The sequence below is a fragment of the Rhodococcus sp. MSC1_016 genome (genome assembly GCF_023667485.2).
Taxonomy (GTDB): Bacteria; Actinomycetota; Actinomycetes; order Mycobacteriales; family Mycobacteriaceae; genus Rhodococcus_F; species Rhodococcus_F oxybenzonivorans.
Genome location: NZ_JAMOZI020000001.1, coordinates 3,965,365 through 3,982,265, shown reverse-complemented (window position 1 = coordinate 3,982,265; position 16,901 = coordinate 3,965,365). Strand labels below are relative to the sequence as shown.

Genomic DNA, 16,901 nt, shown 5'->3' with positions numbered 1-16,901 from the left:
CCAACTCCGGGAGGCAACAGTGACCCAGCGACAACCGGGCGACGACGACGCCGTCGTCGTGGTGGGCATCGCCGCGCGCTACCCCGAGGCCGACGACCTGGCGGAGTTCCGCGCGAACCTCGCGGCCGGCCGGGATTCGGTGCGTCCGCTGTCCCGGTCGCGGGCCGAGGCCACCGGACTCGGTCCGCCCTCGGACTACCAGCCGATGGGGTTCGTCGAGGACATCGCCACTTTCGACTACTCGTTCTTCACGCTGTCGAAGCGGGAGGCGTCGCTGATCGACCCGCAGCAACGTCTGGCGCTGGTCCTGGCGTATCGAGCGATCGAGGAGGCCGGCTATTCGGCGACCGACTTCCGGGACAGTGCGACAGCGGTAATCTTCAGCGCCGCGACGTCCACGTACCCGGCGATGTGGGCGGAACCGGGCGTCCTGAGCACCCTGGGCAACGTTCCGTTCGCGGTGCCCGCCCGCATCGCGTACCAACTCGGGCTCACCGGTCCCTGTTATGCCGTCGACTCGGGTTGCAATGGTTCGCTGATCGCGGTGCACCACGCCTGCCGGGAGCTGCGCTCGGGAGACGCCGATTTCGTGCTCGCGGGCGGTGTCAGTCTGCGGGTGAACGGTATTCGCGCCGATCTGGCCGAGGGCTCGGCCGAGCTGATGTCACCCGGCGGACGATGCCGGGCATTCGATGCGAGCGCGGACGGTACTGCCGTCGGCGAGGGTGGCGCGGCGCTGCTCCTCACCACGATGGGCCGCGCGCGTGCCGACCGTGTGCCGGTGCACGCGGTGATCCGCGGCACCGCAACGGTGTCGAGCGGTCATTCGTCGGCGACCATCAGTTCACCGAGCGCTCGGGCGCAAGTGGCCGTGATCGAGCGGGCCTGGCGCAACGCGGGGCTCGCACCGAGCGATGCCGGGTATCTCGAAGCGCACGGTTCGGGAACACCGCTGGGCGATGCCGTGGAACTGGAGGGAATCGCCAGCGCATTCGAGGGCAGGTCGGGTGTTCTGCCCATCGGTTCGGTGAAGACCAACATCGGCCATCTCGACCACGCAGCGGGAGTGTCGGGCCTGGTGAAGGCGATCCTTGCCGTCGAGCACGGTGAGCTCTACCCGTCGCTGCATTTCGACAAGCCCACCGGCGGAGTAGATTTCGCAGGCAGCGGGATCGAGGTGGTCACCGAGGCCAGGACCTGGAGCGAGGAGGGCAGTCCTCGACGGGCCGGAGTCAGCTCATTCAGTCTGGGCGGTATCAACGCGCACTGCGTGGTGGAGCAGCCACCCCGGCAGGACACCGCGCCCCGCGCCGAGGACACCGCGCCGCGCGCCGAGGACACTGCGCCGCGCGCCGAGGACGCTGTGCCGCGCGCCGAGGACACTGTTCGGCTCGTGGGTGTGTCGGCGAAAAGCGTAGCGGCGCTGGCCACTCTGTGTGACGATCTGGCGTCGGCGGTGCGCGGGTATCACCTCGCCGACATTGTTTTCACCCTCAACCAGGGGCGGCCGCATCACGAGTATCGGGTGGCGGTGCAGGCGCGCACTGTCGACGAACTGGCGAAGGCACTCGCCGCGCAGGCCGCGGACCCCGAGGGTCGGAACGAGAGTGCGCCGACCCGGCGGGCACCGTCCGTGGCACTGCTGCTGTCACCGGACCCGATGCCCGCCGCACTCCGTGGCCGTTCCCTTCCGCCGGGACTGCCGGCCACGGGTGACGAGGCGGACCTTCTCGCCGGCCAGATCGCCGTTCACCGGGAATTGCGGAACGCTGGGGTATCCGTGGACGCCGTCCTCAGCGGTGGTGTGTCGCGCTATGCCGCGAGGTATCTGCTCGGCACGTTGTCGGAGGTCACCGCCTCCGAGATCGCGGCGGCCGCCGCCGACCCTGCGATCGACACGGGACGGTTCGTCGCCGTCGCGAAAGGAATGCTCGCCGACGGACCCGTCGTGTTCGTGGAGCCGAGCCCGGACGGGCAGCTCGGACGGTTGCTCGCCGACGCGCTCGGTGACCGAGCCGATGCAGAGATCCTGCGCGTACCGGACACCTCCGGGGCCGTCACCCATGTGCTCGCGGGGTTGTACGAGCGCGGAGTCGACCTCGACTGGGCTGCCGTCGGTGCGGCTGACGAGACCGCTCGGCGGGTGCGGTTGCCCGGACACCCCATGCTGGGCTCGCGGTGCTGGTACGACCTGCCCGGCCGGCCGGAGTGGGGTCGAACCCCCGAAGTCGTCGCGCCGGAACCGAATCCGGAACCGGCGCCCCTCCCCCCGGTGGACAGCCTCGACTGGCTGCAGACGACACTGCGCGGCCTTCTGCACAGCGAGACGGCGGTTGCCGCAGACGACGACTACTTCGAACTCGGCGGCAACTCGCTGATCGCGATGCAACTCGTCGACAAGGTGGCCGAGCAGTACGGGGTCAGACCCAAGTTGATCGACCTCTACGAGCGGCCGAAGGTCGCAGATTTCGCAGAGCTGCTCGCGGCGGGCACGTCCGCAGCCGGTGGGCTGCCCCCGATCACACCGCGCGGCCGGCATGTGATGTCTTTCGGCCAGGTGCGCATGTGGTTCCACCACCAACTCGACGCCACCACGACGATCTACAACCTGCCGATGGTCAGCGACCTGCACGGACCGATCGATGAATCGGCCGTCCGCGGAATGTGGGACGACCTCGCCGCACGGCACCAGGTACTGCTGTCCAATTACGTCAACGTCGACGGAGAGCCGCAACTGCGCATTCGCCCATCGCTGGGCGACTTCTTCCGGACCGCCGACGTGTCGAACGAGCCGGACCCTGTGGCTGCGGCCCGGGCACTCGTGCACGAAGCGGCGATCGCACCGTTCGACCTGGCCAACGACCCGTTGGTGCGTGCTCTCCTCGTCCGGATCGGCCCGGACGAACACGTCCTGCAGGTGACCACCCACCACTCCGTCAACGACGGTGGATCACCGCGAATATTCGAACGCGAACTCCCCGCCCTGTACGCCGCACGCCGGACCGGTCGCCCCGCGGATCTCCCGCCACTGTCCATCCAGTACTGGGACTACGCGCTGTGGCAGCGGGAACTGATTGCCAGCGCCGCACTCGAGCCGGAACTCGACTACTGGCGACAGGTACTCGCCGATGTCCCGCTGCTGCGGCTTCCCACCGACTTTCCTCGACCGGAACGGAAGAACTTCACCGGCGCTTTCCACACCTTCACCATTTCTGCCGAACAGACAGCACGCCTACGAGCCGTGGCCCGGCGTGAGTCGGTGTCACTGTTCGTGGTACTCCTCTCCGCGTTCTTCCTACTCATCGCAAGCCGGAGTCGCCAGCGGGACATCGTCGTCGGGACTCCGACGACGGGGCGCAACCGGCCGGAACTCGCCGGCATGATCGGGTACTTCAACAGCACTGTGGCGTTGCGCGCCGACCTGTCCGGCGAACCGAGCCTGACGGAACTGTTCGGCCGGGTGCGCGACATCGTGCTGGGCGCCCTCGAACATCAGGAGATTCCGTTCGACCGGGTCGTGACGGCACTCACCGGTGACCGAGACACGAGCCGAACCCCGCTCTTCGACGTCTGCCATGTCCACCAGGAACTGCCCGCGTTGCAGGCGCAACAGGGGCTCACCGAGACGCTGTTCGATCAGGAGGATCCCTCGGCCATCGCTTTCGGCGGGGTGCCCTCCGGTACAGCGAAGTTCGACCTCACCCTCGTCACCACGGAGCGCGGCGGCGAAGACGACATGGCCGCCGGGCTCGAGTTCAGCACGGAACTCTTCACCGAGCAGACCGCCGCCGCGCTGTGCGGGAAATACGTCACCATCCTGGCGGGAATCGTCGATTCTGCGGCGGTGCAGCCGATCTCAGCGTTGCTTCCCGACTCGTCCGACGAGTTCCCGTCGCGCGATTTGCCGATCGCACCCCCGGTGGTACCGGCCGACCGGCCGCGGCCGACATCGAACGGCGCGGAACCACTTCGCTACTCGATCGCTCGGGTGACCGCGAAGCTCGACGACGCCCCGGGTTTCGCCGAGCTGCTCGCCGCGTGGATCGCCCTCCTCGCGTGGTACACCGCTCAGGACGAGGTGGTCGTCGGCACCGCCGCGGCCCCCGGGGGTCCGCCGCGGCTCGTCGGTGTGGACCTGTCGGGTGAACCCTCGTTCCTCGAACTGGTGTCGACGGTCCGCCGGGAGCTGTCCTCCGAGAGCAGCATGCGCGATTCCGCAGCAGTACACTTCCCGGTCCGCTGCGACGGAGAACGCGCCCCGAGTAACGACCGTGCCGAGGCATCGTCCGCCGAACTGGCGCTGGCGTGGTCCCGCGGGCAGGGCCCGAATCTGACCCTCGAACTCGACTACGCGGTGGAACTGTTCGACCGAAGCACGGCAACTGCGATGCTCGCCGACCTCCGTCAGCTCATCCGGGGGCTGGTGACGCATCCCGACCTGCCGGCCCAGGAGGTGGCGATGGAGTACGTGCATCAAGACGACACCGGTCTCTCCTCGGAGGCGGCGCGATGAGCATCGGTGTGGTGGGCGCGGGCACCATGGGCGTCGGAGTCGCCGAGTGCTGTGCGCACTCCGGCCACGACGTGATCGTCGTCGAGTCGGATCCGCACGCCGTCGAAGTCGCGCGCAAGCGCATGAGCGACTCGCTGCGGCTCGCGATACTCCTCGGCCGCAGCGCGGGCCCGAAACCCGCCGAGGTGGCGGCGCGTGTGCGATGGACCGATCAGATGTCCGAGCTGCACGACGCCACCGTCGTCGTCGAGTGTGTTCCCGAACGGATCGACCTCAAAGAGAAGATCTTCGCCGAACTGGACCGCTGCTGCGCCGCCGATGCCGTACTCGCGTCGTGCACCTCGGGGATTCCGGTCGATCTCGTCGCCGCGTGCACCTCGAGACCGGAACAGGTTGTCGGGCTGCACTTCATGAACCCGGCGCCGCTCAAGGACACCGTAGAGGTAGTGGCCGGACCGCGAACGTCCCAGCGCACCCTGGACCGCGCGCAGGAGTTCCTCACCTCCCTGAACAAAACCGGCATCGTCGTGGGTGACGGACCCGGCTTCGTGTTGAATCGCGTGCTCATGCTGTGCATCGCGGAGGCGGCCGCCTCCGTCGACGCCGGTATCGCCGACCCGGAAACCGTCGACGCACTGTTCGAGGGCTGCCTCGGCCATCCCATGGGGCCGCTGCGGACCGCGGACCTGATCGGCCTCGACAACGTTCACGACACGATGACCACCCTCCGCGCGCTGACAGGCGACGACCACTACTGCCCGCCCGAGTCGCTCACCGCATTGGTCGATGCCGGCCACCTGGGGCGTAAGACCGGGCGGGGCTTCCATGACTACCGATGAACGACCGCCTACCGATGAAGAGCTCACTGGCAGTGTGGAACTGCCCCTGACGTACGACCAACTCGCAGTGCTCGAGACCGGACACGACGAGCCGACTTTCGCGTTGTATCTCGAACTCGACGGCCCGCTCGTCGAGGACGCATTTTCTACCGCGCTGCGGCAGACGCTGTCCGAATGTGGTTGTCTACGAGTCGCCTTCGGCGGAAACCGGCAAGAACTCCGCCAGAGCACCGGAACCGGCCATGTGTCCGGACCGGAGGTGATCGACGCGAGCGCCTCGTCCGACGCCGACACCCTCGTCGCGGCGTGGATCGGCCGCGAACTGGACCGGACCATGGACGTCAACACCGGCCCGCTGTACGTCCACACGCTTTTCCGGCTGCCGCACGGACGGTTCGGCTGGTTCCAGCGCTACCACCGCCTGGTCAACGACGAACCGGGCATGGCGGCGATCGTCCGGGCCACCGCCGAAACCTACGAGGCCGCCCGCACCGCGCCGCCTCGGAGAGCGAACTGGCCGTTCACGTCCCCGTCGGCACTGCTCGCCTCCGATGCCCGCTACCGGGAGAGCGCCGCGTGGCTCGATGACCGCCGCTACTGGGAGGAACTCCTCGCCGGGGTCCCGGAAGCGGAAGAACTGTTCGATCGGGTTCCCGAACAGAAGGATTCACGCTACGAAAATGTATCGGTCGGCGGTGTAGCGGCGCGACTCGCACGCCGCAGCGGCGGCGGTACGGCAGCCGTTCTACTCGCGGCTCTCGCCCTGTACCGGCAGAGCCTTACGGGCGTCGACGACGTACTGCTCGGGTTCCGGGAACATGGGACGACGATGCCGGTCAGGGTGACCCTCGCCCCCCATTTCACGTTCGATGCGGTGACGCGGCAGGTGGGCCTGCAACTGCGGAGATCCCGTCGACGGCGCTTCCTCTCCACAATCGATGCTGCCGTATTCGGGCAGGACTGGTGCCCGCTGGCGGGTGAAGTGCGGGAACCGCTCGGCGTCGAGCGGATCGGGAACTGCGCCGTCACAGTGGTGAAACGTTGGGGCGCAACGGGCGAGCGCGCATCTTTCGCCGTGGACGACCGGGATGGGACGTGGTCCGTCGAAGCACACGGTCCGGCCGATCTGCAGCGCTTCGTCCGAATACTCACGGCCGCACTGGAGTCGCCGGATGGGTTGTTGGCGGGGTTGGAGGTGTTGAGTGCGGAGGAGTGTGGTGTGTTGGTTCCGGTGCGGGGTGGGTTGGGTGTGGGTGTTCGGGTGTTGCCGGAGATTTTGGCTGGTGGGGTGGGGGTGGATCGGGGGGCGGTGGCGGTGTCGTGTGGTGGGGTGGAGGTGTCGTATGGGGAGTTGGATGAGTTGTCGTCGCGGTGGGCGCGGGTGTTGATCGGTCGGGGTGTGGGGCCGGAGTCGGTGGTGGCGGTGGTGGTGGGGCGTTCGGTGGAGTTGGTGGTGGGGGTGTGGGCGGTGGCGAAGGCGGGTGGGGCGTTTTTGCCGGTGGATCCGGTGTTGCCGTTGGTGCGGGTGCGGGAGATGTTGGTGGATTCGGGTGTGGTGGTGGGGTTGTCGGTGTCGGGGTGTGTGGTGCCGGATGGGGTGGAGTGGTTGTGGCTCGATGATTCGGGTGTGGTGGAGGGGGTGTCGGGGGGTGTGGTGTCGGATGGGGATCGGGTGCGGCCGTTGTGGGCGGGGTGTGCGGCGTATGTGATGTATACGTCGGGGTCGACGGGGCGGCCGAAGGGTGTGGTGGTGACGCATGAGGGTTTGGCGAATTTGGCTGTGGAAGAGCGGGTTCGGTTCGGGGTGTCGTCGGGTTCGCGGGTGTCGCAGGTGTCGTCGCCGAGTTTTGATGCGGTGGTGTACGAGTGGTTGATGGCGTTTTCGGTGGGGGCGCGGTTGGTGGTGGCGCCGCCGGGGGTGTTCGGGGGTGTGGGGTTGGTGGAGTTGTGGGAGGCGGAGGGGGTGTCGCATTGTTTTGTGACGCCGTCGGTGTTGGCGACGTTGGGGTCGGGTGTGGGGTTGGGGTCGGTGCGGGTGTTGGTGGTGGCGGGGGAGGTGTGTGCGCCGGAGTTGGTGGCGCGGTGGGCGCCGGGTCGGGAGTTTTTCAATGCGTATGGGCCGACGGAGGTGACGGTGCAGGCGACGGTGGGTGGGCCGTTGGTGGCGGGGGGTGTGGTGTCGGTGGGTGGTCCGGGGTTGGGGGTGGAGGTGGTGGTGTTGGACGGGTGGTTGCGTCCGGTGCCGGTGGGGGTGGTCGGTGAGTTGTATGTGGCGGGGTCGGGTGTGGCGCGGGGGTATCGGGGTCGGGCGGGGTTGACGGCGGTGTCGTTTGTGGCGAATCCGTTTTCGGGTGTGGGGTCTCGGGTGTATCGGACGGGGGATGTGGTGCGGTGGGTTGAGGTGGGGGTGTTGGAGTTTGTGGGGCGGGTTGATGGGCAGGTGAAGGTGCGGGGTCAGCGGGTGGAGTTGGGGGAGGTGGAGGCGGTGTTGGCGCGGTGTCCGGGGGTGGCTGCGGCGGCGGCGGTGGTGCGGGAGGGGGGTCGGTTGGTGGGGTATGTGGTGCCGGAGGTGGGGGTGCGGGTGGATCCGGATGTGGTGGTGGAGTGGGTGGCGGGGGTGGTGCCGGGGTGGGTGGTGCCGTCGGTGGTGGTGGTTGTGGGGGAGTTGCCGGTGACGGTGAGTGGGAAGCTGGACCGCACAGCACTACCCGAACCCGAACTTGTGCACCGACCTCAGCGGCCCGCGCGCACCGCAGCCGAAGAGACGTTGGCATCGGTTTTCGCGGAAGTACTCGGAATCGAACGGGTGGGGTACGACGACTCGTTCTTCGCGTTGGGCGGCGACAGCATCCTGTCGATCCGGCTGGTGTCGCGGGCCAAGTCCCGAGGACTGGTGTTCACCCCGCAACAGGTATTCGAGCACCGAACGGTGGCTGCGCTGGCAGCACAATCGGACATCGCGGACCGCACGACGCCCGGCCCTCTCACTGAACTCGCCGGCGGCGGCATCGGCACTTTCCCGCCCACACCGGTGGTGCGGTACCTGCTGGAGCGCGGCGGCCACTTCGAGCGGTTCAGTCAGAGCCTGCTGCTCACGCTCCCCGCCGGGATCGACGAAGACGGACTCGTCGCTGTCGTCGCCGCGGTGATCGCACGGCACGACATGCTGCGGTCCCGGCTGTTCCGGGATGCGAGCGGGCAGTGGCAGATGGAGACCCGCCCGGATACCGACGTGGATGCGGCGTCGCTGATCCGTCGCGTCAGGTTCGACCTCACCATCGAGGCCGACCCGCCGGCGACACTCGTCGCGGCCGAGCACCAGGCGGCTGTCGAGAGACTGCGTCCCTCCGATGGGGTCGTCGTCCAGTTCGTGTGGCTCGATCCGGGACCGTCGAGAGTACCCGCAACCTCGGGCCGATTGATCGTCGTGGCTCATCATCTTGCCGTCGACGGGGTGTCCTGGCGGATTCTGTTGCCCGACTTCGCGACCGCCTGGTCGCAGATCTCCGCCGGACACGCGGCGAAGCTGCCGGAGCCGGGAACGTCCATGCGCCGGTGGGCGCATGCCCTGGCGGAGGAGGCGCAGCGCGGTGAGCGGGTCGCCGAGCTGGCGTGGTGGCGGAGCGCCGTGGACGGGCCGGACCCCCCGATCACCGACCGCCCTCTGGATCCCGCGGTGGACGTGGCGACGGCAATTCGTGACGTCGGCGTCGAGATGTCGACCGAAGACACCTCCGTGCTGTTGACAACCCTCCCGGGGCTGTACCACGGTGGTGCCCACGACGTGCTTGTCACCGCCCTGGCAGTGGCATCGTCGAGGTGGCGACGCGATCGGGGAATCTCGTTGTCGTCGATGCTGATCCGCATGGAGGGGCACGGGCGCGAGCAGTATGTGGTGCCGGGCGCCGACCTGTCCCGCACCGTCGGCTGGTTCACCACAATCTTTCCCGTCCGCCTCGACCTCGCCGGCGTCGACGTCGACGATGCGCTGGCCGGCGGCCCCGCGATGGGCCGGGCGGTCAAGGTGGTGAAGGAGCAGCTGCGTGCTGTACCCGACATGGGCATCGGCTACGGCCTCCTCCGATACCTGAACCCCGACACGGCCGACACTCTGCCGAAGACCGAACCGGGGCATATCAGTTTCAACTATCTCGGCCAGGTCCCCGACGCACCCGCCGGCAGCGCGGTGGCATGGGCACCCGCCGACGGATTCGGCGACCTGCACTACGTTCCGGATTCCGACATGCCTGCCTCGGCCGCGCTCGAGGTCAACTCCATCGTGGTCGGCGGAAAACTCCGGGTGAGCGTGGGTTACCCGGACACCCTGGTGGCCCGCGACGATACCGAGCGGTTCGCGACTCGGCTGCGGGAGGCGTTGTTCGCATTGATAACTCACTCTCACCGACCTGAGGCCGGGGGGCTCGCCCCTTCCGACGTTCCCCTCGTCACCGTGACTCAGAGCGACCTCGACGCGTGGGAGGAGCGCTTCGGGCCGCTCACAGATGTGTGGCCACTCGCACCTCTGCAGGCCGGGTTGCTGTTTCACGCCCTCATGGCGAAACCCGCGATCGACGCCTACACGGTGCAGGTGTCGCTACATTTGAAAGGCGCCGTCGATCCGGCGCGGATGCGCCGCGCGGCTCAGGCATTGCTGGATCGGCACGCGAACCTGCGGGTGGCCTTCGTGCCGTCCGCCGACGGCACGTTCGTACAGGTGGTGCCGGCGACCGTCGACGTGCCGTTCCGCCAGATCGACCTGACGGGTATTCCCGAGGAGGCGCGCGGCGCCGAACTGGACCGGATTCTGGCCGCCGATCGCTCTGCGGCATTCGACACCTCCCACGCACCGCTGATGCGATTCCTTCTCCTGTCCATCGGACACGACGAATTCCGGCTGGTGTGGACCAACCACCACACCCTCCTCGACGGGTGGTCGATGCCACTCGCGATCCGGGATCTCCTCGCCCTGTACGTGGCAGACGAGGCAGGGGCGCTGCCGAGTCCCCGGCCCTACCGGGACTTTTTGACCTGGCTGCAACACCGAGATCCGGAGGAGTCGCGGGGAGTGTGGGCGAACGCGCTCGCCGGTATCGAGGGACCGACGCTGCTCCTGCCGGATGCGTGGGGAAAACAGCCGTCGGTCCCACCCGCCCAGGTGCAATTTCCGCTGTCCGAGAGCCTTACTGCGGAACTCGCGACTCTGGCACGCGAGCGCAACGTCACTGTGAATACGGTGACCCAGGTGGCGTGGGCACTCCTGTTGAACGGGGCCACGTCCTCGTCCGATATCACGTTCGGCGGCACGGTGTCCGGGCGATCACCGCAACTCGCCGGCGCAGAGTCGATGATCGGATTGTTCGTCAACACCGTCCCCGTCCGGATCACGCTCGATCCCCGGGAAACGGTGGGCGAGTTGCTCGAACGAACGCAATCGGAGCAGGCGGCGTTGTTCGACCACCACCACCTGGGTCTCGCCGATATTGCGCGCGCGGCCGGCCCACAGCTCGGATTCGACACGGCAACCGTCTTCGAGTCGTACCCGATCGATCGAGGTGGGCTGACCGAGGACACCGACCTGGCCGGAATCCGGGTGGTGGACGTCAGCGGTGTCGATGCCACGCATTACCCACTCAGCGTGGCCTTCTCGATGGACACGCAGCTGCGCATGACCTTTCACTACCTACCCGACCTGATCGAGGCGGCCACGGTCGAGACCATCGCGGCACGGGTCACCGGGATATTCGAGGCGATGGCCACCGAACCGGATGGGTTGTTGGCGGGGGTGGAGGTGTTGAGTGCGGAGGAGTGTGGGGTGTTGGTTCCGGTGCGGGGTGGGTTGGGTGTGGGTGTTCGGGTGTTGCCGGAGATTTTGGCTGGTGGGGTGGGGGTGGATCGGGGGGCGGTGGCGGTGTCGTGTGGTGGGGTGGAGGTGTCGTATGGGGAGTTGGATGAGTTGTCGTCGCGGTGGGCGCGGGTGTTGATCGGTCGGGGTGTGGGGCCGGAGTCGGTGGTGGCGGTGGTGGTGGGGCGTTCGGTGGAGTTGGTGGTGGGGGTGTGGGCGGTGGCGAAGGCGGGTGGGGCGTTTTTGCCGGTGGATCCGGTGTTGCCGTTGGTGCGGGTGCGGGAGATGTTGGTGGATTCGGGTGTGGTGGTGGGGTTGTCGGTGTCGGGGTGTGTGGTGCCGGATGGGGTGGAGTGGTTGTGGCTCGATGATTCGGGTGTGGTGGAGGGGGTGTCGGGGGGTGTGGTGTCGGATGGGGATCGGGTGCGGCCGTTGTGGGCGGGGTGTGCGGCGTATGTGATGTATACGTCGGGGTCGACGGGGCGGCCGAAGGGTGTGGTGGTGACGCATGAGGGTTTGGCGAATTTGGCTGTGGAAGAGCGGGTTCGGTTCGGGGTGTCGTCGGGTTCGCGGGTGTCGCAGGTGTCGTCGCCGAGTTTTGATGCGGTGGTGTACGAGTGGTTGATGGCGTTTTCGGTGGGGGCGCGGTTGGTGGTGGCGCCGCCGGGGGTGTTCGGGGGTGTGGGGTTGGTGGAGTTGTGGGAGGCGGAGGGGGTGTCGCATTGTTTTGTGACGCCGTCGGTGTTGGCGACGTTGGGGTCGGGTGTGGGGTTGGGGTCGGTGCGGGTGTTGGTGGTGGCGGGGGAGGTGTGTGCGCCGGAGTTGGTGGCGCGGTGGGCGCCGGGTCGGGAGTTTTTCAATGCGTATGGGCCGACGGAGGTGACGGTGCAGGCGACGGTGGGTGGGCCGTTGGTGGCGGGGGGTGTGGTGTCGGTGGGTGGTCCGGGGTTGGGGGTGGAGGTGGTGGTGTTGGACGGGTGGTTGCGTCCGGTGCCGGTGGGGGTGGTCGGTGAGTTGTATGTGGCGGGGTCGGGTGTGGCGCGGGGGTATCGGGGTCGGGCGGGGTTGACGGCGGTGTCGTTTGTGGCGAATCCGTTTTCGGGTGTGGGGTCTCGGGTGTATCGGACGGGGGATGTGGTGCGGTGGGTTGAGGTGGGGGTGTTGGAGTTTGTGGGGCGGGTTGATGGGCAGGTGAAGGTGCGGGGTCAGCGGGTGGAGTTGGGGGAGGTGGAGGCGGTGTTGGCGCGGTGTCCGGGGGTGGCTGCGGCGGCGGCGGTGGTGCGGGAGGGGGGTCGGTTGGTGGGGTATGTGGTGCCGGAGGTGGGGGTGCGGGTGGATCCGGATGTGGTGGTGGAGTGGGTGGCGGGGGTGGTGCCGGGGTGGGTGGTGCCGTCGGTGGTGGTGGTTGTGGGGGAGTTGCCGGTGACGGTGAGTGGGAAGCTGGACCGCACAGCACTACCCGAACCCGGCGCCGGGACGCGTCGCTTCCGGGCTCCCGCCACCCCCCTCGAAGCCGTCGTGGCCGGTGTGTTCGGCGACGTCCTCGGAATCGAACAGGTCGGCGCCGACGACGACTTCTTCCGCTTGGGCGGCGACTCGCTGTCCGCCACCCGCGTGGTTGCCCGGGTCGACGCGGCACTCGACGTCGAAGTCGGACTGCACGCCCTCTTCGAGGCGCCGACCGTCACAGCGTTTGCGGCCCGTGCCGCGAAAGCCACCGTGCGTACCGACCGACCGGTGTTGCAGGCCGGACCGCGTCCGGAACGAATCCCGGTGTCGCTGGCGCAGACTCGCATGTGGTTCCTCAACCAGTTCGACACCTCCTCGCCCGCGTACAACATCGCCATGGCGTTCCGGCTCACCGGCACACTCGATGTCGACGCGTTGCGCGCTGCGGTGGCCGATGTGGTGGCGCGGCACGAATCGCTCCGGACCCGCTTTCCGATGTGCGACGGTGAGCCGGTGCAGGTGATCCTCCCCGACGCGGCACCGGACCTGCCCGAGGTGACAGTGACCAGCGAAACCGAGTTGCGCGAGCGGCTCTCGGCGTCGGTGTCGGAAGGCTTCGACGTCACCAAGCAGGTGCCGGTGCGAGCCGCATTGTTCGAGACCTCCGATGCCGAGCGAGTGCTCCTGGTGGTGGTGCACCACATCGTCGCGGACGGAGCATCGATGGTCCCGCTCGCCCGGGACGTGCTGGTGGCCTACACGGCCCGCACCCACGGGGGTGCCCCGGAATGGGAACCCCTGGCGGTGCAGTACGCCGACTTCGCACTCTGGCAGCGGCAACTCCTCGGTTCCGACGAGGATCCGCAGTCGCTGGTGTCGGCGCAGCTGGACTACTGGCGGAACGCGCTGGCCGGTCTTCCTGCCGCACTGGATCTACCAGCGGACCGTCCGCGTCCGATGCAGCGGTCACCGGGTGGAAGCCGAGTGGGATTCGAAATCGACGCCGACCTGCATCGTCGGCTGACGGCGCTGGCGTCCGCGCACCAGTCGACGCTGTTCATGGTCGCGCATGCCGCCCTGGCCGCTTTCCTGGCCCGGATGTCCGGTTCCGAGGACATCGCCATCGGAACCCCCGTCGCCGGACGGGGTGAGGCCGCACTCGACGACATGGTCGGAATGTTCGTCAATACCGTGGTGTTACGCACCGTCATCCGGTCCGCGAGCACATTCGCCGAACTGCTCGAGCAGGTACGCGTCGTCGACCTCGGGGCATACGCCCACGCCGAGGTGCCGTTCGAGAAGGTCGTCGAAGCGCTCGACCCACCTCGCTCGACGGCGCATTCACCGCTGTTCCAGGTACTTCTCGAATTCCAGAATGTGGAGCAATCCGACCTGTCACTGCCGGGCGTCGAGGTGACCGGCATCGACCTCGGTGCGACGATCGCACGATTCGACTTGCAGCTCACCGTGTCCGAAGAGTACGACGACGAGGGGTCACCGTCGGGTATCAGGGCCGCATTCAGTTACGCCACCGACCTTTTCGATGCCGACACCGTCGCCGAGCTGGCCGACCGTTTCGTTCGCATGCTCGACGCCGTGGTGGACCACCCCTCGGTGCGGCTGGGAGACCTCGACATACTGGACGCCTTCGAACGGGACGAACTCGCGCCGGTCCGGGGTGCACCCGCGGTTCCGGAACGGACGCTGTCGGACGTGCTCGTCGCCGGCGCCGCCGTGGACCCGGAGGCAATCGCACTGTCGAGCAACGGCATCGACGTCTCGTACCGGACGCTCGACGAACGGTCCAACCGGTTGGCCAGAGCGCTCGTCGACCGGGGTGCCGGTCCCGACTCCTTCGTCGCCGTCGGGGTGCCGCGGTCGATCGAATCGGTGCTATCGGTGTGGGCGGTCACGAAGTCGGGTGCGGCGTACGTGCCGATCGATCCCGCACTCCCGACCGCCCGCATCACGGCGATGCTCGAGGATTCCGGTGCAATCCTCGGACTGACCGTATCGGCGCACCGCGAGCATCTGCCCGGCGCGGTGCAGTGGCTGCTGCTCGACGACCCGGAGGTCGACAGCGCGTACCCCGGGGACCGGGTCACCGACGACGACCGCGTGCGACCGTTGCATACCGAGCACGCCGCCTTCCTGCTCTACACCTCCGGCTCGACCGGCACACCGAAGGGTGTCGTCGTCTCGCACAGCGGTCTGGCAAACCTGGTAGTCGAGGAGCGGGAACGCTTCGCAGCGACGCACGGGGCACGGGTGTCACACCTGGCGTCGCCGAGTTTCGACGCGTCCGTCTTCGAGCTGCTGATGGCCTTCACCGTCGCGGCGACGCTGGTGATCGTGCCCCCCACCGTGCTCGGTGGCCGTGAACTGGCCGAACTCCTCGAGGCCGAACACGTCACACATGCGTTCTTCACCCCCACCATCCTGGAAACGGTGAGCCCCGAAGAGCTTCCATCCGTCCGAGTTCTGGCAGTGGCAGGTGAACGATTCGCGCCCGAGCTTGCGAACCGCTGGACACCGGGCCGGTTCGTCTTCAACGGATACGGTCCCACTGAGGCGACCATACAGACCACGGCCAGCGAGGCGCTGTCGCCGGACGAGCCGGTCACCGTCGGGGGTCCCGGCCGCGGCGTCGACGTGGTAGTCCTGGATCCGTGGTTGCAGCCGGTCCCGGTGGGTGTGGTGGGCGAATTATATGCGGCGGGACCGGGACTGGCCCGTGGATACCATCGGCGCCCGGGTATGACAGCAGCGTCGTTCGTGGCGCACCCCTTCGGAGTTCCGGGCTCCCGCATGTACCGTACCGGTGACCTCGTGCGCTGGACCGAGATAGGCCGGCTGGAATACATAGGCCGCAACGACTTCCAGGTGAAGATTCGAGGACAGCGGGTGGAGCTCGGCGAGATCGAGTCGGTACTGGCCCGCTGCGACGGGGTGGGCCGGGCGGCGGTGACCACACACGCCGGAGCGATCGATCGACTGGTGGGTTACGTTGTCCCGGAGGGTAATGCGAGCATCGATCCCGCGGAAGTGCTGCGCTACGCCGCTTCTCATCTCGCGCCCTACATGGTGCCCGCTCAGTTGGTGGTACTCGACGAGCTGCCGGTCGGGCGCACAGGCAAACTGGACCGGCGGGTACTTCCCGCGCCGACGGTCTCGCCCAGGCCGTTCAAGGCACCAGCCACTCCGCTCGAGCACGCGGTCGCGGAGGTGTTCGCCGACGTACTCGGGGTAGAACGCGTCGGAGCCGACGACGACTTCTTCGCACTCGGTGGGAACTCCCTGGTCGCGACCAGGGTGGCGTCCGCACTGCGGGACCGGCTCGGCACGGACGTCGCACTGCAGTGGATCTTCCGCAACCCCACTCCCGAAGCGCTGGCGCGCCGCATCGTCGACCCGTCCACGCCCGGCGCCGCGGTGACCGACGACGTGTTGAGTGTCGTGGTCCCGCTCCGGTCCGGTGGAACACGTCCCGCTGTGTTCTGCGTGCACCCCGCGGGCGGACTCGCCCTCGGATACGCCGGACTGATTCAGCACCTCGCGCCGGACAGGCCGGTGTACGGGCTGCAGTTACCCATCCTGAGCGGAGGCGCGACGTTCGACTCGATGGAAGAACTGGCACACCGCTACGTCGTCGAGATGCGGGCGGTGCAGCCCCGAGGCCCGTACCACCTGCTGGGATGGTCACTCGGTGGCGTGATCGCACACGCGATCGCCGTCGAATTGCGGGAGTCCGGTGCGGACGTCGGCACGCTCGCGATGATGGACAGCTACCTGGCAGAGGAGGGCGACTTCGGTGACCTCGAGGTCGACGCCGAGCAATGGCTGCACGGACTGGGCGTCGACTTCGAGGGCAGCGGCGACGACGACAGGTCGTACCGAGAGCAGTTGGTCGAGATGCTCGGCCGATCGTTCGGCCGGGACCCGGCGTTCGCGTCGACCCTCCTGGGCCGCATCAGCGCGGGCCTCGAGAACTCGAAGCGGATCTCGGCCGAACATCGGCCCCGCGTGTTCGACGGCGACTTGCTGTTCTTCGCCGCCGCGCAGAGCACCGACGACGAGGGTGAACGACCCTCGCCGAGCGTGTGGCAGCCCGTGGTGACCGGCGTAATCACCGCGAACGAGGTGGAGTGCGAGCACGTGCGGATGACCACACCGGAGGCTTTCGCGGTGATCGGGCCGATCCTGGAACGCGCACTGGGGCGCACGCTCTGATGGTCGCCGCTCATGCTTCGATCGTTGC

At 68.0% G+C, this 16,901-nt stretch carries 3 protein-coding genes; all 3 read left to right on the top strand.

What is annotated here, in order from left to right:
* Nucleotides 1-19: 19 nt before the first annotated feature.
* From L1080_RS18410 to L1080_RS18400, 3 genes are read left to right on the top strand one after another with little or no spacing between them, the layout of a single operon-like run.
* Entirely contained in the window at nt 20-4,513 is a 4,494-nt protein-coding gene (locus L1080_RS18410) for a condensation domain-containing protein (protein ID WP_250774959.1), read from the top strand.
* Nucleotides 4,510-5,352: a 3-hydroxyacyl-CoA dehydrogenase family protein gene (locus L1080_RS18405; protein ID WP_159920052.1), complete on the top strand. Its 843-nt coding sequence runs from the start codon at nt 4,510-4,512 to the stop codon at nt 5,350-5,352. The genes L1080_RS18410 and L1080_RS18405 overlap by 4 nt, the downstream gene beginning before the upstream one ends.
* On the top strand, nt 5,339-16,873 hold the full coding sequence (locus L1080_RS18400; protein ID WP_459031291.1) for an amino acid adenylation domain-containing protein: 11,535 nt from the start codon (nt 5,339-5,341) through the stop codon (nt 16,871-16,873). Before L1080_RS18405 ends, L1080_RS18400 begins: the two co-directional genes overlap by 14 nt.
* Nucleotides 16,874-16,901 lie beyond the last annotated feature (28 nt).

Coding starts and splice junctions, on each gene's coding strand:
- L1080_RS18405 (WP_159920052.1), top strand. CDS start 4,510: ATGAGCATCGGTGTGGTGGGCGCGGGCACCATGGGCGTCGGAGTCGCC.
- L1080_RS18400 (WP_459031291.1), top strand. CDS start 5,339: ATGACTACCGATGAACGACCGCCTACCGATGAAGAGCTCACTGGCAGT.